This is a genomic window from Parapedobacter luteus, assembly GCF_900168055.1.
GTDB lineage: Bacteria > Bacteroidota > Bacteroidia > Sphingobacteriales > Sphingobacteriaceae > Parapedobacter > Parapedobacter luteus.
This window is the reverse complement of sequence record NZ_FUYS01000002.1, coordinates 404,391-423,871: the sequence shown is the minus strand read 5'-3', so window position 1 is coordinate 423,871 and position 19,481 is coordinate 404,391. Positions and strand designations below refer to the sequence as shown.

The 19,481-nt window shown below is 50.2% G+C and carries 22 protein-coding genes; 11 read left to right on the top strand and 11 right to left on the bottom strand.

Annotation, left to right across the window (positions count from 1 at the left end; genetic code table 11):
• Positions 1 to 23 precede the first annotated feature (23 nt).
• Together B5X72_RS05020 and B5X72_RS05015 are read left to right on the top strand one after the other, a co-directional pair.
• Positions 24 to 2,456: a glycoside hydrolase family 2 TIM barrel-domain containing protein gene (locus B5X72_RS05020; RefSeq protein WP_079715731.1), complete on the top strand. Its 2,433-nt coding sequence runs from the start codon at positions 24 to 26 to the stop codon at positions 2,454 to 2,456.
• Between the two features lie 69 nt (positions 2,457 to 2,525).
• Positions 2,526 to 2,921, top strand: a complete 396-nt coding sequence (locus B5X72_RS05015) for a group III truncated hemoglobin (protein WP_079715730.1) — start codon at positions 2,526 to 2,528, stop codon at positions 2,919 to 2,921.
• Here the strand turns inward: B5X72_RS05015 and B5X72_RS05010 are convergent.
• Together B5X72_RS05010 and B5X72_RS05005 are read right to left on the bottom strand one after the other, a co-directional pair.
• Complete coding sequence (locus tag B5X72_RS05010) at positions 2,913 to 3,452, bottom strand: HD domain-containing protein (protein WP_079715729.1); 540 nt, start codon at positions 3,450 to 3,452, stop codon at positions 2,913 to 2,915. The two genes, B5X72_RS05015 and B5X72_RS05010, sit on opposite strands and share 9 nt — an antisense overlap.
• A gap of 30 nt (positions 3,453 to 3,482) precedes the next feature.
• Positions 3,483 to 4,361, bottom strand: a complete 879-nt coding sequence (locus B5X72_RS05005; protein WP_079715728.1) for an SRPBCC family protein — start codon at positions 4,359 to 4,361, stop codon at positions 3,483 to 3,485.
• 219 nt (positions 4,362 to 4,580) lie between these two features.
• Here B5X72_RS05005 and B5X72_RS05000 point away from each other — a divergent pair, with 219 nt between their 5' ends.
• Positions 4,581 to 5,702: a Gfo/Idh/MocA family protein gene (locus B5X72_RS05000; protein ID WP_233632751.1), complete on the top strand. Its 1,122-nt coding sequence runs from the start codon at positions 4,581 to 4,583 to the stop codon at positions 5,700 to 5,702.
• Here B5X72_RS05000 and B5X72_RS04995 read toward each other — a convergent pair.
• The 4 genes from B5X72_RS04995 to B5X72_RS04980 all read right to left on the bottom strand — a co-directional run bounded on the left by B5X72_RS04995 (position 5,699) and on the right by B5X72_RS04980 (position 9,233).
• Positions 5,699 to 6,424 (bottom strand): methyltransferase family protein, encoded by a 726-nt coding sequence (locus B5X72_RS04995; RefSeq protein WP_079715727.1) that lies wholly within the window; start codon positions 6,422 to 6,424, stop codon positions 5,699 to 5,701. The two genes, B5X72_RS05000 and B5X72_RS04995, sit on opposite strands and share 4 nt — an antisense overlap.
• 6 nt (positions 6,425 to 6,430) lie before the next feature.
• The gene (gene cmoA, locus B5X72_RS04990) at positions 6,431 to 7,165 is read right to left on the bottom strand and encodes a carboxy-S-adenosyl-L-methionine synthase CmoA (protein WP_079715726.1); all 735 of its coding nucleotides are present in this window, start codon (positions 7,163 to 7,165) and stop codon (positions 6,431 to 6,433) included.
• A 72-nt stretch (positions 7,166 to 7,237) separates the two neighbouring features.
• Positions 7,238 to 8,293: a nucleoid-associated protein gene (locus B5X72_RS04985; RefSeq protein WP_079715725.1), complete on the bottom strand. Its 1,056-nt coding sequence runs from the start codon at positions 8,291 to 8,293 to the stop codon at positions 7,238 to 7,240.
• A 25-nt stretch (positions 8,294 to 8,318) separates the two neighbouring features.
• Complete coding sequence (locus B5X72_RS04980; protein ID WP_079715724.1) at positions 8,319 to 9,233, bottom strand: histone deacetylase family protein; 915 nt, start codon at positions 9,231 to 9,233, stop codon at positions 8,319 to 8,321.
• Positions 9,234 to 9,343: 110 nt separating this feature from the next.
• Between B5X72_RS04980 and B5X72_RS04975 the strand changes: the two genes are divergently transcribed.
• Together B5X72_RS04975 and B5X72_RS04970 are read left to right on the top strand one after the other, a co-directional pair.
• Positions 9,344 to 9,991, top strand: coding sequence for a YceH family protein (locus B5X72_RS04975; protein WP_079716020.1), 648 nt, complete (start codon positions 9,344 to 9,346; stop codon positions 9,989 to 9,991).
• 107 nt (positions 9,992 to 10,098) lie between these two features.
• On the top strand, positions 10,099 to 10,569 hold the full coding sequence (locus B5X72_RS04970; protein ID WP_079715723.1) for a universal stress protein: 471 nt from the start codon (positions 10,099 to 10,101) through the stop codon (positions 10,567 to 10,569).
• A gap of 64 nt (positions 10,570 to 10,633) precedes the next feature.
• Here the strand turns inward: B5X72_RS04970 and B5X72_RS04965 are convergent, their stop codons facing one another.
• Complete coding sequence (locus tag B5X72_RS04965; RefSeq protein WP_079715722.1) at positions 10,634 to 10,984, bottom strand: 4Fe-4S dicluster domain-containing protein; 351 nt, start codon at positions 10,982 to 10,984, stop codon at positions 10,634 to 10,636.
• A 168-nt stretch (positions 10,985 to 11,152) separates the two neighbouring features.
• On the opposite strand from B5X72_RS04965, the gene B5X72_RS04960 reads away from it, so the two are divergent.
• The 6 genes from B5X72_RS04960 (at position 11,153) to B5X72_RS04935 (ending at position 15,935) form a co-directional block, all read left to right on the top strand.
• Positions 11,153 to 12,169 carry an aldehyde dehydrogenase family protein gene (locus B5X72_RS04960; protein WP_079716019.1) on the top strand — a complete coding sequence of 339 codons (1,017 nt, stop codon included), beginning with the start codon at positions 11,153 to 11,155 and terminating at the stop codon, positions 12,167 to 12,169.
• A 42-nt stretch (positions 12,170 to 12,211) separates the two neighbouring features.
• Positions 12,212 to 12,415 carry a fructose-6-phosphate aldolase gene (locus tag B5X72_RS04955; RefSeq protein ID WP_079715721.1) on the top strand — a complete coding sequence of 68 codons (204 nt, stop codon included), beginning with the start codon at positions 12,212 to 12,214 and terminating at the stop codon, positions 12,413 to 12,415.
• Between the two features lie 4 nt (positions 12,416 to 12,419).
• Positions 12,420 to 13,100, top strand: a complete 681-nt coding sequence (locus tag B5X72_RS04950) for a cell division ATP-binding protein FtsE (RefSeq protein WP_079715720.1) — start codon at positions 12,420 to 12,422, stop codon at positions 13,098 to 13,100.
• Between the two features lie 143 nt (positions 13,101 to 13,243).
• Entirely contained in the window at positions 13,244 to 13,834 is a 591-nt protein-coding gene (locus B5X72_RS04945) for a nucleotide exchange factor GrpE (RefSeq protein ID WP_079715719.1), read from the top strand.
• 12 nt (positions 13,835 to 13,846) lie between these two features.
• On the top strand, positions 13,847 to 14,992 hold the full coding sequence (gene dnaJ, locus B5X72_RS04940; protein WP_079715718.1) for a molecular chaperone DnaJ: 1,146 nt from the start codon (positions 13,847 to 13,849) through the stop codon (positions 14,990 to 14,992).
• A gap of 346 nt (positions 14,993 to 15,338) precedes the next feature.
• Positions 15,339 to 15,935: an outer membrane beta-barrel protein gene (locus B5X72_RS04935; RefSeq protein WP_079715717.1), complete on the top strand. Its 597-nt coding sequence runs from the start codon at positions 15,339 to 15,341 to the stop codon at positions 15,933 to 15,935.
• 291 nt (positions 15,936 to 16,226) lie between these two features.
• Here B5X72_RS04935 and B5X72_RS04930 read toward each other — a convergent pair whose 3' ends face one another.
• From B5X72_RS04930 to B5X72_RS04915, 4 genes are read right to left on the bottom strand one after another with little or no spacing between them, the layout of a single operon-like run.
• Positions 16,227 to 17,423: an NADH-quinone oxidoreductase subunit D gene (locus tag B5X72_RS04930; RefSeq protein ID WP_079715716.1), complete on the bottom strand. Its 1,197-nt coding sequence runs from the start codon at positions 17,421 to 17,423 to the stop codon at positions 16,227 to 16,229.
• Positions 17,424 to 17,449: 26 nt separating this feature from the next.
• The gene (locus tag B5X72_RS04925; protein ID WP_233632750.1) at positions 17,450 to 17,992 is read right to left on the bottom strand and encodes an NADH-quinone oxidoreductase subunit C; all 543 of its coding nucleotides are present in this window, start codon (positions 17,990 to 17,992) and stop codon (positions 17,450 to 17,452) included.
• On the bottom strand, positions 17,965 to 18,615 hold the full coding sequence (pdxH, locus tag B5X72_RS04920; protein ID WP_079715715.1) for a pyridoxamine 5'-phosphate oxidase: 651 nt from the start codon (positions 18,613 to 18,615) through the stop codon (positions 17,965 to 17,967). The genes B5X72_RS04925 and pdxH overlap by 28 nt, the downstream gene beginning before the upstream one ends.
• A gap of 51 nt (positions 18,616 to 18,666) precedes the next feature.
• The gene (locus tag B5X72_RS04915) at positions 18,667 to 19,479 is read right to left on the bottom strand and encodes a M48 family metallopeptidase (protein WP_079715714.1); all 813 of its coding nucleotides are present in this window, start codon (positions 19,477 to 19,479) and stop codon (positions 18,667 to 18,669) included.
• Between the last annotated feature and the right edge of the window lie 2 nt (positions 19,480 to 19,481).

Genomic DNA, 19,481 nt, shown 5'->3' with positions numbered 1-19,481 from the left:
CTTAGTACTTACAATACTCAATCATGCAAATAAAACACCTTTTTTCGCTCAGCACACTTGCGCTTTCGCTGCTTCTGCCTGCCGCTCTTTGCGCGCAGCTGTCAAACCAATCGGTACGCTTGAATGACGATTGGAAATTCCACCAAGGCGACCTCGATAGCGGTGCTGCAGCCAAATGGGATGATGACAATTGGCGACCGGTAAATCTGCCGCACGATTGGAGCGTGGAAGCTCCGCTGAGCCCCACGCTGGCCAGCGCTACCGGGTACCTGCCCGGAGGTATCGGCTGGTACATGAAACAGCTCCATATACCCGCTGATAAAGAAGGTAAGCAGGTGTATATTTATTTCGAAGGGGTATACAACAACAGTGAAGTCTTTGTAAACGGACACCTTGTGGGCAAACGGCCCAATGGATATGTGTCTTTCCAATATGACCTTACGCCGTATGTCGACTTTGGAACGGAAAACACGATTGCGGTGAAGGTCGATCATAGCCGGTATGCCGATTCGCGCTGGTATACCGGCTCGGGGATTTATCGGAATGTATACGTGACGTATGCCAATCCAGTGCATATCGACCTTTGGGGGATAAGCTATGCTGCGAAAGATGTCAAAACGGATATGGCTTTGCTGGATGTAGAAGCTAAGGTGAAAAACACAACCGACGCGCCGGCGGAAGTGACCGTCGTACAGGAATTATTCCAACGAGGCAGCAGCAAGCCGGTGGCAAAGGTGCAAAAACGGCAGCAGGTCGCCGCAAAAAGTGTAGCAGCTATTGCACAGGAAATGCGCGTGCCGTCTCCAAGCCTATGGTCTGTGGATAACCCCAACCTGTATACCCTGCAAACCACCATTGTCCGACAGGGAAATACGATCGACGAAATGGCCACCACGGTCGGTATCCGTACCTTGACGTTTGACGCCAACAAGGGGTTTGCACTCAACGGCGAGTGGATGAAGTTAAAGGGGGTCTGCATACACCACGATGCTGGCGTTCTTGGTGCGGCCGTCCCCCGGCAAGTGTGGCAACGGCGGCTGAAAAACCTCAAAATGCTTGGCTGCAACGCCGTCCGGATGAGCCACAACCCACAAGCGCCGGATGTATATGACCTCTGTGATGAGCTCGGATTACTGGTCATGGACGAAGCATTTGATGAATGGAGGCATCCAAAGCGGAAATGGATTGAGGGCTGGAACGTCGGTACGCCCGGCTTCGATGGGTATGCGCCGAATTTCGAAGAATGGGGAGAAACCGACCTGCGCGACATGGTGCTGCGTGACAAAAACCACCCTTCCATCATCCTGTGGAGTATCGGCAATGAGGTCGATTACCCCAACGACCCGTATTCGCACCCTGTACTTGACGGCGCTACTATCGGACAGAAGGTTTATGGCGGCTATCAGCCGGACCGGCCCGATGCCATGGAACTGGGCGATATTGCCAAGCGATTGGTAACGGTGGTCAAGGAGCACGACACGTCACGGCCCGTCACTGCTGCCCTGGCAGGCGTGGTGATGTCAAATTATACCGGTTACCCGGATGCGTTGGATGTGGCGGGCTATAATTATACAGAAAACCGCTATGAAGAGGACCACCGCACGTACCCCGAACGCATCATTTACGGCAGCGAAAACAGGCATGATTTAAATGCGTGGAAAGCTGTGCGTGACAACGACTATATATTCGGCCAGTTTCTGTGGACCGGTATTGACTACCTCGGCGAGTCAGGAAGATGGCCGTCTCGGGGATTTTATTCCGGATTGCTCGACTTTGGCGGGTTTATCAAGCCGAGGGGCTACTACCGGCAGTCGCTATGGGCCGAAGACCCCATGGTGTATATCGGCACCTACCCACTCCGCCACCGCGGACGGCAGCAGACGTCAATAGATGCATGGCCGATATGGAACTATGCCGAAGGCGATACAGTAAGGGTGGTCAGCTACACCAACTGTGCTGATGTGCAGCTGGTGCTAAACGGTACGCAGCTGGGTACGCCGCCCAGCTTTGATGAGGAAACCGGCGTATATTATTGGGACATCCCCTACCGCGCCGGCAAGCTGGAAGCCATAGGCTTAAATGAAGGCGCCGAAGCTGCTCGCTATGCCATCCATACGTCAAACCGCCCATACCAGCTTACGGCAAGTGCCGATCGCTCGGTGTTAAGCGCGGATCGGGATGTCGCACACATAACCATCGGCGTAACCGACGAAAACGGAATACCGGTGATGATTTCGGACGACAAAATCACCGTGGAAATAGAAGGCCCCGCAAGACTGCTGGGGCTGGAAGGCAGCAACAACTCCGACATGAGTGATTATACCGATAATGTCCACAACGCTTACCATGGCCGGTTGCTGGCATATATCGAAACCACCCGCGAACCGGGCACGGTGACCGTAAGGCTTTCCAGTCCGTGGTTAAAGCCGGTCGAATTGAATTTGGATGTCCAATAGCGCCACCGATGAAACAACGAACGCCCGCATAAGGAAATCTCCGTAAAATGTGTTATATTTACCTGGCAAATGGGCAATAGGAAAGATATTGAAACAATCGCAGACATTCGGCTGCTTGTCGATACGTTTTACGGAATGGTAAGGCACAATGCACTTATCGGCCCGGTCTTCAACAACGCCATCCAGGACCGCTGGCCGGAACATTTGGACAAGATGTACCGTTTCTGGCAAACCGTTCTACTGGGTGAACATACGTATGGTGGCAGCCCGTTTCCGCCGCATGCTCCTCTACCTATTGAAGAAGCACACTTCAACACCTGGCTGGGACTGTGGCGCGATACGGTGGATAGCCTTTTTGAGGGTGAAAAAGCGGAAGAGGTTAAATGGCGCGCGGAAAAGATGGCTGCGATGTTTTTATCTAAAATAACTTATTACCGCCACCATCCATCAAAACCTTTACGATAAAGACGATGCTGCCTTTACCGCCTGCCGGTACAACGCGCTATCGCCCTCGACCAGGCGCTTGAGTACCTGGCGATACTCCGAAAGCAACACGCGGGCGAAATCCGGATCGTGCACGGCGATTTCGGATGCGTTGTCAATGATGTCGGCGTATTTGATCGTCTGTGCATTTGGCGAAATATTGGCCAGCCGATCAAGCTCCAGCTGTTTACGCGTTTTGCGGTTGAATTGCGGGTAGTCCTTTTTGATATAAACATCAGTCAGCTCCACGACATAGGTCATCGTCTCCCGGGCCATGCTTTCGGGCATAAGGCCATGGAGAAACTTGGAGAGCTGCGCTGCATCCACCGCGGTATCTTCCAACACATCGTGCAACAAAGCCGCGGCATGGATAGCGGCACGGTCTGTATGAAGTTTGCAGCGCTCCATCACACGGATGGGATGTGAAATGTAGGGTTCTGGGGTGTACTTACGCGTTTGCCCTTCGTGGGCGTTCGTTGCGAATGCTAAGACCGCATCGATTATTGCATTCATGCTGCTGTGGTTTGATTGCTGACGGCCCGTTTACTTCGTTTGTGCCGGCCCGTCGGCCGATTTTCGCTCTGCTGTTGTTTTGATTAGCTGCAACGCTTTTTCCCACATTTCTTTGTGCGAGGGAATATAGGTATTGGGCAGTCCAGCTATCTCAACGGTAAGCCCAGTTTGACCATCGCTGTTTGCTGAAAGCCTGAAGCGCTCGATGTAGTCGCCCAACGGCGCGCCGGGAACGGGGTCGATATCATCGTAAAACGTTACTTCCAGCGTGTCTTGCTCCTGCCGGGCGGTGACAACCCCCCGGGCACCGATGCGGCCTTCCAGGTCTGTCCAGATCACGGGCGAACCGACCTGCCAGTCAGTGTCATTCACTAATGCCCCGCCGCCGAAAGCATCGCCCCATTGCCGGTTGGGGTGTTGGATCAGCTGCCATACAGTTGCTCTATCTGCCTGAATCATTGCACCTAATGAAAAAGGCGTGGCCTGTACAAAATTGCGGAGCGATTCGCTTAAAATAAACGTCCAGCCTTCACTAAAGTTTGCTGGCGAAAAGGCATCATCTTCTGCCGGGAAGGTGTCGATACCGTGATGCGTCAATACCAGCTTGGTGTGTCCCTCCGCCGGGGATTCGAGCTCGAAGGTGACAATGGATTCGCCTGGATACCCTTCATAGGCCCAGGTGTAAGATAGTTTGTTTGGTGGATCTACCTCGATAATCCGGCACTGGTGGACATACTGTTCATGCCCTTTGCTCCCGATGAAGGTAAATGCAAATCCCAGCTCGGCCTTGAAACCGGCTATATCGAAATACCATGCGCTCAGTTGCTCCTTATCAGTCAGTGCCCGCCATACCCGCTCAATGGGGGCTTCATAGGTCTGCTCGAATACCAGTTGTTTTGGGTTCATCATGATGAAAAGTTAATGTTGTTCCGGGAAACCAACTCGACGTATTACAAACTTAGGTAAAGTTGCTTTGATATGCAACGATAATCGCAGGGACCCTGCGGGTCATTTTGCCGCTTTGGATATTAGCGGCAATTTAATTAAGTTTGCTATGTAACTTAAAGACAAACTAACTGATTACGGTATTGTTACCTTATCAAATTACAAAACCATAAAACAAATACGATGATGAATTCACGCCGTGATTTCCTGCAAAAATTGGCTGCTTCAGCCTTAGCTATGCCTTTCTTGTCGTCATACGATGCATTCGGCCATGCCGACTTTCGCCTACCCGTCAGCCAAGGCCCCGTACTGCGGGTGGCACTGATGGGCCTCGGGGGATACGCTTCTCGTGTGGCAGAGGCCATGCAATCCTGCAAACGGGCAAAAATAACCGGCTTGATAAGCGGCACGCCTGGTAAGCTCCAGGAGTGGGGCGCTAAGTACCAGGTACCGGAAAAAAGCCGTTATAACTATGAAAATTTTGATAACATCAAGGACAACCCCGACATCGACGCGGTGTATGTAATCACGCCCAACGCACTGCACCATGACCAGGTCATCCGCGTGGCGAAAGCGGGGAAACATGCCATCTGTGAAAAGCCTATGGCGCTAAACGCTAAAGAAGGCCAGGAAATGGTGGATGCCTGTGCTAACGCCGGCGTCAAACTCCTGGTAGGCTACCGCATGCATTTCGAACCGAAAACACTCGAGGTGGTCCGGATGCGGCAGGCGGGCGAATTGGGGAAAATCATGTTCTTTCAGGGCCAGTGCGGTTTTCGCATCGGCGACCCGAACCAATGGAGGCTCGACAAAGCATTGGCTGGAGGTGGTTCGCTGATGGACATCGGTATTTACGCCGTAAACGGTGCCCGCTACATGGTGGGCGAAGAGCCGGTGTGGGTCACCGCACAGGAAACCAAAACCGATACCGCCAAATTCAAGGAGGGGGTGGACGAAACCATCCAGTTCCAGCTGGGCTTCCCCAGCGGCGCAGTGGCGTCATGCTTGTCTACATACAACATGAATTACCTCGACCGCTTTTTCCTCAACGGCGAAAAGGGCTTTGCCGAGCTGCAGCCCTCAACCGGATACGGCCCCATTAAGGGCCGCACAAACAAGGGCGAGCTTACCCAACCTCATGTGACGCACCAGACCTTGCAAATGGACGAGATGGCGGGCATTATCCTCGATAACAACAAACCGGTCGTGCCGGTGGATGGCGAGGAAGGTTTGAAAGACCTGAAAATCATGGACGCCATCTATGCCGCGTGTGCAACCGGCCAACGGCAGGAACTAAGGGGCTAAGCAGCAACCGCCCACTTGCCGGATTTTTTCAGGTAGCGCACGGTCAGGTAGTAGACCGCCAGCGTCAGCAGCACTACAATGAACCACCCATTGCGCGTGGCGGCATCCCAACGCCAGTGGGTGTACTTGAAAAAAAGGATCAGCGCTATGCCTACGAGCCAGACCACCTGCGTATTGTATTCCTTGATGAGCCATCTCCGCCATAAAAAATGCATGCCGGAGATGGTTTTGGCAAGCCCTACCGGATTGATCAGCCAGCGATGCACGTTTTGGGCATAGGCCTCGAACTCAACGCCGAATTTACGCCGCAAAAACTTTTCTTCTGCCAGCACAATGGCTTGATAGATAAATAAAAAAAGCGGAATAAAAAACAAAAGGTACAACAGTGAATTGACAAGAATGCCCACACCAAGCAACATCAGGATGTTGCCCACGTACAGCGGATTGCGGCAATGAGCAAAGATGCCATTGGTTACCAACCGGTCGGCATACACTTTTTTGTCTTTGCCCCCACGTACGATATATGCCAGCGAAATCGTCATGCCCCGGATGAGCTGTCCGATAACGGTAATCGCCAGCCCGATGATCAAGGGGTACCAGTAAAAATCGGGGCCGAAATCCCGCTCGCTGAATAGCGGTGGCGACGGGATAAACAGGGCGAGGTAAAGGAAGATGAACAGGTAATTGCGGTACCTAAAGAAAAAATTGCCAATGCGCACCATAAATAGCTAGTTTTTAATGGCGATGAATCCCGAAAAGTTATACCACTTGAAAAACACTTCGGTGTGGCCGAAACCGGCCTCCATCAGCATTTTCATGTTTTCGCTGAGCTTGTATGGAATCAACACATTTTCTAACGCTTCCCTTTTCTGGGCAATTTCAAGCTCGCTATACTGATTGCGGCGCTTATAGTCATAATAATAGGTGATAAAATTGCGGTTGAACAGGCTGTCTTCCGCCAATATCTTTTCGGCTATCAGCAGCACGCCCCCCGAAGTAAGGCCTTCGTAAATCTTACGGATCAACTTTTCTCGGTATATCGGCCGTACAAACTGCAAGGTAAGACAAAGTATGACGACCGAAGCATTTTCGATGTGGAAGTCTTGATGAAGGTCGGCATGCTTCAACGCATAGTCCCGCGTAAGGTTTGCTTGCTCAAGTTTTTCGGCGCACTTTGCGAGCATGTCTGTCGAGTCATCCACCCCGATGAAACGGACGGTACTATCCACGTAGGGGTCCAGGTTGAGGAAAGTCGTACCCGTGGAGCAGCCCAAATCGTAGACGTTGGTGCCCGGTACGGCGAAATCACTGGCTTGTTCAATAATCATCCGCTGGATCTCGTTGTAAAAGGGTACCGAGCGCTCCACCATATCGTCGAATGCGTTAGCCACCGTAGCGCCGAATTTAAAGTCTGAAGGCTTTTTGATCACCTCACTGAATACACTGTCTTTAGTACTGCTCATAAAGTTTTTTCCAGCTTATAAGGATTGATGGCGACCAAAGTAGCCGTCGAATCTGGAAAAAAACTGGAAAAATCAGTGCTCTTCTTTAAAATACAGCTTGTAGAAATTCATTCCTTTCTCCTCGTCGTAGCCTTTCTCGATATATTCCCGCTTGCCGTGCACATAAATGTGAAAGTTCTTATCCAGCTTGAGTACACTTTTGAAGGCGGCCTGAACCTTTTTTACCGCTTGGTTGGAAATGTCAAACTGGTCGCCGAACGGCGATTCATATGCCTCCTCAAACTGTTGCCGGTAATCGTTGAATAGACTGATGGCCTTCGGATTGCCCAGCACCTCTTCTTCAAACTCTTCCTGCTTGAATGTTTCTTTGTCTTTGAAGTAATCCATCGACCGGTTGAGTAAGTCGATTTTGTCTGTACGCTCCAGATCGAACGCTTCGTCCAGCCCTTCATCGACGAACTTTTTGTATACTTTCAGAAAATTGCCTGTTTGGTGAAAAGCATCGTTGCGTATACGCAAGCCCAGGAAATCATCTTTCCAATAAAGGGCTTCCTGCTGGCGGTTGGTCTGATCGACGACCAGCACCTTATACCCCTCTTCCTGTTCGGTGTTGACGATCAAGCAGCCTTTATCCAGCTTATTGATGTTGATGGCTTCCTGCTCATAATCGACGTCGAACGCTCCTTGGCGAGGCGATACCTTGAGGTATGTTTCTTTATGCTCGGATTTGAAAATGCCAACAGCCTCATGGAGCTCCCCTTCAAGCTGGACACCGCGCAGGCGCACAACGTATAGCTCACCGCCTTTGATATTCGGATGATTGGACGCTTCAAACAGGTGCTTACATAGCTGCTGGCTCAACTCGTGGAACCCCAGCTCCCCTTGGAAAAAAGCCTTCGAGAAATGGAAAACCTCGTTGAGTGCGAGCGTACCACTGGCGTGAAACAGCCGATAAACTTCATTGACCTTGGCAAACGGGCTTAAGAAATAATGCATCAGCAGTTGCCCCAGCAGTTCGTCTTCCAAGGCAATGGGGTGGTCACTGAGCACATAAAATTCATCTTGTAGCTTATTGCCCACCCGGTGGATGGCCAACTGTTCGATAACAGCATCGGTATGGTAAAACATGGTACTTGATTTATGGTGAATGCATTCAATCGTAACATTGGATAGCTGCGGCGAACGTACGGCAATGGGCGTCCACAATATCGCGAATATGGGGAGAATAGCCGCCGCCCATGCTTACCTGTACAGGTATATTGGCGGATTTGCAGCGGCTGAACACCATCTCGTCACGGCTGAGGCATCCGGCTTTGGTCAGCGCAAGCTTGCCCAGTTTGTCGGTATCAAGTACGTCTACGCCCGCTTGGTAAAACACAAAATCGGGACGCACTTCGCGGAAAAGCGCCTCCAAGTGCTGGGCGAGTAAGGCCAGATAGACTTCATCTCCTGTGCCGTCCGGCAGGCCGACATCCCGATCTGACCGCTCTTTGCGGAACGGGAAATTGTGCTCGCCATGCATCGAAAACGTAAACACACGGCTGTCGCCCTCAAAAATCTGTGCCGTGCCATTGCCTTGGTGTACATCCAAATCAATAATCAATACTTGGCGGCATATACCGCTATTGACCAAATGGGCTGCAGCGACAGCCTGATCGTTGAGCAGACAGAAACCTTCGCCCCAGTCGTATCCTGCATGGTGGGTCCCCCCCGCTACATTGAACGCCACGCCATATTCCATCGCAAAAAAGCAGCCCTCAATCGTGCCCTGCACGATCCGGAGTTCGCGCGCAACCAGTGCCGCTGACAACGGAAACCCGATGCGCCTCACCATCGCCGGAGCGAGGGATACGTCAAGCAACTGCCGGCAATAGTCAGCTGCATGTGCTTGCATGATGGTTTCAACGCCGGCCAACCCCGGCTCAAAAAAATTATCGGGCTGGACGGTGCCACTGTGCAGCAACTGCGCCGGAATCAACTCGTACTTGGCCATGGGAAACCGATGGCCCTCTGGCAACGGGTGGGCATAGCTGGGATGATAAGCGATCTTGAGCAACGGAACAGCCATCTATTAGACGGCGAAGATAGCAAATGAAGCAACCATATTGAATACAAAGTTGTTTATTTGCGATAAAAACATGATTTTTGATGGCTAACAAAATGATAGTAAACCACACCATGGATACAACACCCACCCTTCCGGTCCTGTCTGCTGAAGAACAACGCGTATTGGGGGCACTGATGGAAAAATCGAAAGTGACGCCTGAATACTATCCCCTTACACTGAATGCGCTGGTTGCGGCATGCAATCAGAAAACATCGCGGAAACCGGTGGTCAATTACGACGACAGTACGGTGATTGCCACGCTGGATTCGTTGCGAAAAAAGGGATTGGTATCGACGGTCACCGGGGGCTCGAGCCGGGTAACCAAATACAAACACAATTTTGCGGTCGTCTACCCCATTATTCCCGCCGAGGTGACCATCATATGCCTCTTGTTGCTGCGCGGCCCGCTGACACCGGGAGAGATTAACACCAATTCGGGCAGGATGCACGAATTTGAATCGCTCGACGAGGTCCAAGCGCTGCTGGATAACCTTGCCGGATCCGAGCCGCCTTATGTGAGGCAACTCCCTAAACGGCCGGGACAGAAAGAAGCCCGCTATATGCACCTGTTGGGCGGCGACGAGCTTCCGGACGACAGTGAGCTGGAAACCGGTGACACAGGCTCGTCCGCCGAACTTGCAGCGCGGCTATCCAAAGTTGAAGCCGAGTTGGCTGCACTACGTGCCGAATTTGATAAACTGATGCAAGAGCTGTCGTAGCGCCAAACTTTGTTAATCAATCGCTGCATATTTCGCGCGCCGAAAAAACTAAATTAAACCAATAGTTGTTATCTTTACAAAAGTTTAACCCTATCAGCCTCGTAGTTATGGACGCAAAACCCGCAAAATACAGCCGCATACTCATCGCAACGGATGACAGCGAATGTTCAAAGAAAGCGCTGCAGCATGGCCACAGCCTTGCTGAAATGATGGAATCATCCGTGGCCTTGGTACATGTCATCGAGCCGGCGGCACCGACAAACTACGGTGCTGATCCGTTAATGGGACAGCAGCCGATCGTCATCCCCGAAACCACGGAAATACAGGAGGAAAATTCGAGAATCCTACTGGAGGAAATCAGCAAGCAATTCCACGATGTAAAGGAGGTGTTTACATTTAGCCGAATCGGATCCCCGAAACAAGAGATACTGACCGTGGCCAGTGAATGGGCAGCCGATCTCATTATTATGGGTACGCATGGGCGCACAGGATTTGACCACTTTATATCCGGCAGCGTATCTGAAAGCGTAATTAGACGAGCCCCCTGCCCGGTATTGGTAATACCCGGTAAGTGCTAACGAAAAAGCCCCCGTTTCTTGGCGGAGGCTTTTTCTGTTTGTCGTATCCGACGTAATTCCGCCATTACTCGCCGTGCAGCCACGCCTTTTTGGCCAATAGCTCTTCTTCCGTCTCCCGGACGTCCTCGTCGTCTACACAGCAATCAACTGGACATACTGCTGCACACTGCGGCTCGTCATGGAAACCTACACATTCAGTGCATTTGTCCGAAACGATATAATAGACCTCATCCGATATCGCGGGTTGCTCTTCATCTGCATCTAACATGGTGCCATCACCGAAATCGATAATCCCATTGAGTCCAGTACCTTCCGAAAACCGCCAACTCACCCCTGCATCGTATATCGCATTATTTGGGCATTCCGGTTCGCACGCCCCGCAATTGATGCATTCGTCTGTTATCTTGATTGCCATTTAACGCTTACAATTATGATAAAATAAAAAACTTATTTTTGTATCCGTTTTGAACGCGCCGATGTACCGGGCTAAACGTTCACGACCTAATCAGTCGTCTTTAAACGATGCTGATTTTCTGCAAAGATAATACAAATATTGTGCAAACCGGGGTTAAAGATTAACATTTTGACAAAGAAACAACGTATCGATGCATTTGCTTTATTGGGAGATTACCTACGCGCAGACAGTCCGGAATTACGGCGTGTTGTAGAAGCCGCCGGATATCACAACGCTTGGTTTACCCAGCCTAACATCGATAAAGCACTGAAAAACATAGCATTAAACTTATCCAAAGAGCAACTTGGTGCATGGCTTGAGCCATACCCATTTGACGGAGAAACGGACCAAACGGTTGGATTGGTATTGGCCGGAAACATCCCCTTGGTAGGCTTCCATGACATCTTGTGCGCGCTCTGTGCGGGCTTCAACGTCCAAATAAAACCCGCCACTGCCGACCAACTGCTGATTACGCACGTGATAACCAAACTGCAGGAGATCGAACCCGCCTTCGCCCGCAAGATTGCCGTCGCCGAACGCTTGGGAAATTTCGATTTGGTCATCGCTACAGGCAGCGATAATACGGCGCGTTATTTTGACTACTATTTCGGCAAAAAACCCCACATTATACGGAAAAACCGCAACAGCGTAGCCGTCCTGACCGGAAAAGAGACGTCTGAAGCGCTCCGGCTGTTGGGCAATGACATCTTTGATTACTTTGGTTTGGGCTGTCGAAGCGTCGCAAAGCTTTTTGTACCGAAAGGGTACGCGCTGTCGGCATTTTTTGAAGGTATAACGCCTTTTTCTGACATCATTAACCACCATAAATACGCCAACAACTACGACTATAACAAATCAATTTATCTCATCAATGGCGATGTGCACTATGACAACGGCTTCCTCTTGGTAAAACCTGATGAACGGATAGCCTCGCCATTGGCCACGGTGTACATGGAGGAATATGACAACCGGGATGCGCTCGTTGCCAAGCTTGCCGAATCAGCGGCCCAATTGCAATGCGCGGTCAGCCTTGAGCCGCTGGAAACCGCTGTACCTACTGTCCGGTTTGGCCAAAGCCAGTGGCCGGCACTCGACGATTATGCGGATGGCGTAAATACGTTGGACTTTTTGGCTGAACATCGATAAAGCCTTCATCTTTCACCTAATTAATGTTAACTTTGCCACACCATGTATGTCATTAAGGTCAAGGGCGTAGCTAAAATACCGGATTATGTCCAGTTGCGTGATGATGCATTTACATTGCTTGCCTACTTCAGGGTAGACCGCCCGGATAAATCATTGGAAAAACTTGGGCTGGCCGATAAAGCGGAGTATATCATGGAAATTGTGCAAAAGATGCCTTTTGGACAAATCAAGAAACTAGAATTGTAAGCTTATGATAGGCGATACGGTAATTACACTCAAAGGCGTTGATATCTACCAACCCAAACACTTGGTGCTTGCCAACGTAAATCTGAAAATCAATAAAGGCGAATTTGTTTTCCTTATCGGCCAGACGGGGAGCGGAAAAAGCAGCCTGCTGAAAATCATTTACGGCGACTTGCATATCGCCAGCGGAGAGGGAATGGTGGCGGGCTTCGATCTGAAGAAACTTAGCGCACGCGAAGTACCTTTTCTACGCAGGAAGCTGGGAATCGTCTTTCAGGATTTCCACCTGCTTACCGATCGCACCGTGGAAAAAAACCTGGAGTTTGCACTTAGGGCCACAGGCTGGAAAGATAAAGCCCTTATCAATGCTCGAATGCTGGATGTGCTGGAAAAAGTGGGGCTTCGTTCCAAATTGAAAAAGATGCCTCATGAACTGTCCGGCGGTGAACAACAACGGGTGGTCATCGCGCGTGCACTGCTGAATAATCCGGAAATTATCCTGGCAGATGAGCCCACCGGCAACCTCGACCCCGAAACCTCCGAAGAGATTGTTTTGTTGCTGAAGGAAATCAGCCGAGGCGGAACAGCTATCCTTATGGCAACGCACGATTACCAGATCATCCGCAATATGCCATCGCGTATCATTAAGACGGCCAATGGCGCTTTGCTCGATAATGTGGCGATATAGCCGCCGCGGCTATCGTGCCTCCCTCAGCCCGCCATTTTGCGGGCCCGTCGCCGCACGGAACTGACAGGGTGACCGATATTTCGCTATTGGCAATAAAATTGAGACCCGGATTAACTAGTTGACAACAGTAACGACAACTAACTATGGCGAAAAACAAAAAAAAGAATCAGGATAACGAAATAATGGTAGAAAAAGAATCTGCTGCGGAAGAAATGCAGCCAACCGATGTGCAAAGCGCAAACGAAGCAGGTACGACGACCGAAGAACCGATGAAGGAAGAACCGACAGCCGAAGAGCGGTTAACTGCTGAATTAGCGGCCGCTAACGACAAGTACCTGCGTTTATATGCCGAGTTTGACAACTACAAACGGCGAGTAGCCAAAGAACGCATCGAACTTATGCAGACTGCCGGCAAAGAGATTATTGCCAGTTTACTACCCGTAATCGACGATTTCGAGCGGGCGCTGAAAGCATTTGAGACGGCTACCGAAGTTGCTCCCCTGAAAGAAGGCGTATCGCTGGTGGGGCATAAACTAAAAAATGTCTTGGTCCACCAAGGAGTGAAAGAAATGGAATCAATTGGAAAACCCTTCGACGCCGAATTGCAGGAAGCGATTACCAACGTGCCTGCGCCGAGTGAAGACCTGAAGGGCAAAGTAATCGATGAGATCGAAAAAGGTTACTTTTTGCATGACAAGATATTGCGGCATGCCAAAGTTGTTGTTGGCAGTTAATAGTAAGTAAGCATGGCAAAACGAGATTATTATGATGTATTGGGCGTTTCGCGAAACGCAGATCAAGCGGAAATAAAGTCAGCTTACCGAAAACTGGCCATCAAGTATCACCCGGATAAAAATCCGGACAATAAGGAAGCTGAAGAAAAATTCAAGGAAGCGGCGGAGGCATACGAAGTACTCAGCAATCCCGAAAAGCGGCAACGGTATGACCGTTTTGGACACTCAGGCGGTGCTTCCGGCGGCTTCAGTGGCGGCAATATGAATATGGAGGATATCTTCAGCCAGTTCGGGGATATCTTCGGTGGTGGCGGCAGCCCATTTGAGAGTTTCTTCGGCGGTGGCCAGCGTGGTGGCCGCCGGGTAGCCAAGGGCACCAACCTACGGATAAAAGTAAAACTCAACCTACAGGAGATCGCCAAAGGAGCCGAAAAGAAAATAAAAGTAAACAAACAGGTCATCTGCACCACGTGCGACGGAAGCGGCGCAAAGGACAAAGCATCCTTTCATACATGCCGTACCTGCGGCGGTACTGGCACGGTGCGCCGGGTCACCAATACCATTCTTGGCCAGATGCAAACCACCAGCACCTGCCCTACCTGTAATGGGGAAGGCGTAGAAATTTCGGCAAAGTGCCCCGTCTGCCATGGTGACGGATTGACACGCGGCGAGGAAACTATCAGCATCAATATACCGGCTGGCGTAAGCGAAGGCATGCAGTTGTCCATGAGCGGCAAAGGCAATGCCGCCCCACGTGGCGGTGTGCCAGGCGACCTGATCATCCTCATTGAAGAGATACCGCACGAAACCCTTAAACGCGACGGCACCAACGTAATTTACGATTTGTACATTAACTTCGTCGACGCAACACTGGGTACGAGCGCCGAAATCCCCACTATTGACGGCAAGGCAAAAATTAAAATTGAAGCCGGCACCCAGGGAGGTAAGATATTAAGGCTTAAAGGGAAGGGTGTACCTGAAGTTAATTCCTACCATAAGGGCGACCAGTTGGTTTACGTCAACGTGTGGACCCCGAAAATCGTATCCGCTGAAGAAAAGGAGCTCCTCGAACGCTTGCGCAATTCGCCAAATTTCAGGCCCCAGCCGGGAAAGAACGAAAAAACCTTTTTCGAACGCATAAAGGAGTACTTCGAATAAAGGCACATTTCACTAAATTTCTTATAAAGGAAAGGGCCAAAACGGAATTCCGTTTTGGCCCTTGTTATTTAGCACTGACTATAAATATCAAAAAGTCAGCACACTACACATCCCAAAAAAAGGCCGGCCATCAATTCAATACCAAAATCTGACTCTGGTAAAAAAACGCTTTTTGACATACAATAGACAATAATTTTATCTAAATCACTTTGCCAAAAAAAGAGACCTAAGGATGACATATTTCATATCCAACTCATGAATTTTGGCACTGCAATTGCATATTGACTTAAAAAGTCAAATTGTTTAACAGCAAAATGGCAAAATTTTAACTAAATTTTTTAACATCATGAAAAAACTATTTTTAACCTTATCCGCTGCAATTGCAGTAACTTTCGTAGCTAATGCACAAACTGAAAAAGGAAAATTCATTTTGGGCGGAAACGTGTCGTATGACTATACAAGCGTCAAGGACGCTGACATCGACAGCCATTCACTGGGCATCATCCCTTCCGTGGGCTACTTTGTCAGTGACAATTTTGCCGTGGGTACCGGCATTGGCTATGCGTACGAGAAAAACACTGCAGGCGCAGACGTTTTCTCAAGCAGCAATACCGTACACGCGTTCAGCGTGGCGCCGTTTGCCCGGTTATACAAAGGCGACAGCAATTTCAAGTTCTTTGGCCAACTTTCAGTACCCATGGCCTGGGGTACAGCAAAGGCTGACGACACCAAACTGGGCAACATTGAAAGCTACGGTGTTGAGCTGGCTCCGGGATTCGCATATTTCCCAACGAGCAAAATCGGCATTGAACTTTCAGTAAGAGGTTTGTACTATCAGAACTCCAGCATTAAGCCGGAAGAAGGAAGCAACGTAACCACCAACTCTTTTGGGTTGAATGCTAACTCTTTGGCTCCACGGCTTGGTGTACAGTTTTACTTCTAAGCAGTAAAGACTACTCCTGCTAAAAACCACTTGGGTTACTCCAAGTGGTTTTTTTATGCCCCCCGCTGAACCGGCAGGCAAGCACCGAAAATAAACACCTCAGTAAAAAACGAAAGGTTTCCAAACGGGGAGAATGGAAACCTTTACTAACCAATTATAAACCTAAATTATGATAGTGCAAAGATAGTGTTTATTTCACACTTTCAAAATTATTTTAAATTATTTTTTTATATCTGCCAAAAACGCGGTCCATTAACCCGGACAACGCTGAATATCGCCATAAATGCGGAATTATCGATCAACTTCTCCCAAAACAATATCAATTGAACCCAATATGGCTATTAAATCAGCGATAAGTACACCCTTCGCCAGCTCCGGTAGCACCGACAGGTTGTGAAAACTTGGGCCACGGGCCTTCACCCGCTTGGGGATGTCTGTCTTTTCCTGTGTAACAAAATAAAATCCCAGCTCGCCCTTTGGGTTTTCAGCACGCACGTAGTAATCCTGCGCCTTCAAGTTGACCTTCTTGGGTACCAAGGCCCTCGGATCGAAATCTGCCGTTCGTTTTAATGCCTTGGTCAGGCGATCCAGACATTGTTCGATAATCCGCACCGACTCCTTGATTTCCTCCACGCGTACTTTGAAGCGATCCCAACAGTCTCCTACGTGACCCATTTCTCCCTCCCCTATTGGAATATCGAACTCAAGCTCTGGATAAACGGAATAATCGTCTACCCTTCGTAGGTCCCATTTTACACCGGAGGCCCGCAGCATTGGACCCGAACAGCCGTAGTTGATAGCCACGTCAGCAGGCAACACGCCAATATTGGCAGTACGTGACACGAAAATCCGGTTATTGGTCAACAGCTCGTCCAGCTCGGCCAACTTGGGCTTAAAATACTGCACAAATTCAGCGCAACGGGCTTCAAACCCCACTGGCAAGTCGTAAAACAATCCGCCTACCCAAATGTAGTTGTACAACATTCTTGAGCCGGAAGCCCACTCCAACATATTCATGATATGCTCCCTGTCACGAAAACACCACATAAACGGCGTAAATGCGCCGATATCGATACCATAGGTACCGATTGCAATCAGGTGGGAAGCAATACGGTTGAGCTCACATACCAAAACGCGGATGTATTCAACCCGCTTGGGCAATTGCTTTTCGATGCCCAGCATGCGCTCTACCCCCATTACAAACGCATGGCTGTTATTCATGGAGGCCAAATAATCCATCCGGTCCGTGAACGGGATGGTCTTTCCGTAATTCATGGATTCGGCGTGCTTCTCAAAACAACGGTGCAAATAACCAACATGCGGGATGACTTCTTTCACAAGCTCACCGTCTGTAATCAGTTGCAGACGCAATACGCCGTGTGTCGACGGGTGTTGCGGCCCCATATTGATGACCATCTCTTCGGCGCCAATGGCCGCTATCCGGGCTTCATAAGCGCGCTGGGCTTCTTGATAAGGTGTTTCGCTCATACTGATTGTAGCTCTGACATCTTGCCTTACTTAATGGGGATACCGTGATAAGTTTCAGCTTCTTCATAATCCTTACGCAAAGGATACCCGTGCCAATCGTCGGGCAATAATATCCGCCTTAGATCGGGATGGCCTTCAAAATAGATGCCCATGAGATCAAACGCTTCCCGTTCATGCCAGTCGGCAGTACGCCATACCGAACTTACACTGGGCACGACAGGCAAATTATCCAACCGCCGATCGTTTTGTATCATGACTTTGAGCGTAAGCTGATGTTGGTGCGGAATGGAGGCCAGGTGGTACACCACGGTAAATGTTTCGGCAGCTGGCCCATTATCGACAGCACTGATGCACGATAGAAAATCGAAATAAGTTGCTTCATGATCCCGCAAAAACAAACACACCTGCGGCAGCCACTCGCCCGATATAATTAGCGCCGGCTGCAATCCGGCCACCTCCTCGCCTACGACAACCGCTTCGCCGAACTGCGCGGCAAGCAAGGATTTAACGCGTAAAAAAACATCCATATTAAACGCCCTGCTTAAGGTGCCAACCGCTTGATCGTCCATTGCCCGTCCTGCTTTTCGTAAACCAGCCGGTCATGCAACCGGCTGCCCCTTCCCTGCCAGAATTCCACCAAGTCCGGCACTAACCGGTACCCACCCCAGTGCGGTGGCCTTGGGATATATGCTACGTTTTGATACTGCTCTTCGAGTTCAGCCAATCGGTTGTCCAGCACACTCCGCCCTGTAATCTGCCGGCTTTGGGGCGACGCGAGAGCACCCAGCTTACTGCCTTTGGGACGGGACTGAAAATAGCGATCCGAGAGCTCGTCAATCATCTTCTCCACCCGGCCGCTGACACGCACCTGGCGCTGCAATTCCGGCCAAAAAAACAGCAGGGCAGCGTATGGATTGCCTGCCAGCTCGGTGCCCTTCTGACTTTCGTAATTGGTAAAGAAACCAAAACCTGATTCATCCAGTTGTTTGAGTAGCACGATCCGAGAAGATGGCCGACCCGTTGCGGAGACCGTGGACAAGGCCATGGCATTGGGTTCCATGACCTGCCGATCGAGTGCCTCGTCAAACCACTTCTGAAATTGGGCAACGGCATCGGGCAGGACATCGCCCTCATCGAGCTGTCCCATTTCGTATTCTGCTCGGATGGCTCCTATATCCGTTTGCTTCGTCATTTCGCATGTGTTGTTTATTGCACAAACATACGAAAAACCGCGCGAAAACCGCTACTTCTTGTAATACGCCATGGCTTCGGGTATCAAGCGCTGGATGTTGTTGATACGCCGCGCATCACTGGGGTGGGTACTTAAAAACTCCGGTGGAGCACCTCCGCCCTGGGTTTGCTTTGCCTGTGCCATGCGTTCCCAGAATCCGACAGCCTCATTGGGGTTGTAGCCGGCCATCGCCATGAAAACAAGCCCCAGCCGGTCCGCTTCGCTCTCCTGATTTCGCGAATAACTCAACAGTGCAAGCTGCCCACCCAATCCGTATGCGGTATTAAGCACTGCACGGGTGGTATTGGACCGCTCGGCGGTGGCGACATCCACTGCTACTCCCCCGGCCTGTGCAATAATGGTCTGCGACATGCGCTCGGCAGAATGTTTCGCAATAGCATGTGCGATCTCATGCCCCATTACCGTAGCCAGGCCGGCCTCATTTTTCGTAACAGGCAGAATACCGGTATAGATAGCTACCTTACCGCCAGGCATACACCAAGCATTGATCTGATCTTCCTGAATGAGGTTAAATTCCCATTCGAAATTGTATTGATTACCATACCCGTTTTCTTGCAGGAAGCGGGTCACCGCAGCGGCAATGTTCTGTCCTACGCGTTGTACCTGTTGCGCCTGCGATGTCCCTTTGATTATTTTGGTTTTCGAATCGCCCAGAAAGTCGCGATAGGCCAGCGCCGCCTGCTGCTGGATCTCTGCTTCATTGACTAAACTCAATTGCCTCCGCCCGGTCAGCGGCACGGTTGCACAGGAAACGATTGTTGCAAAAATCAGTAATAAAAAAGTGCCTTTAATAAATGGTTTCATGA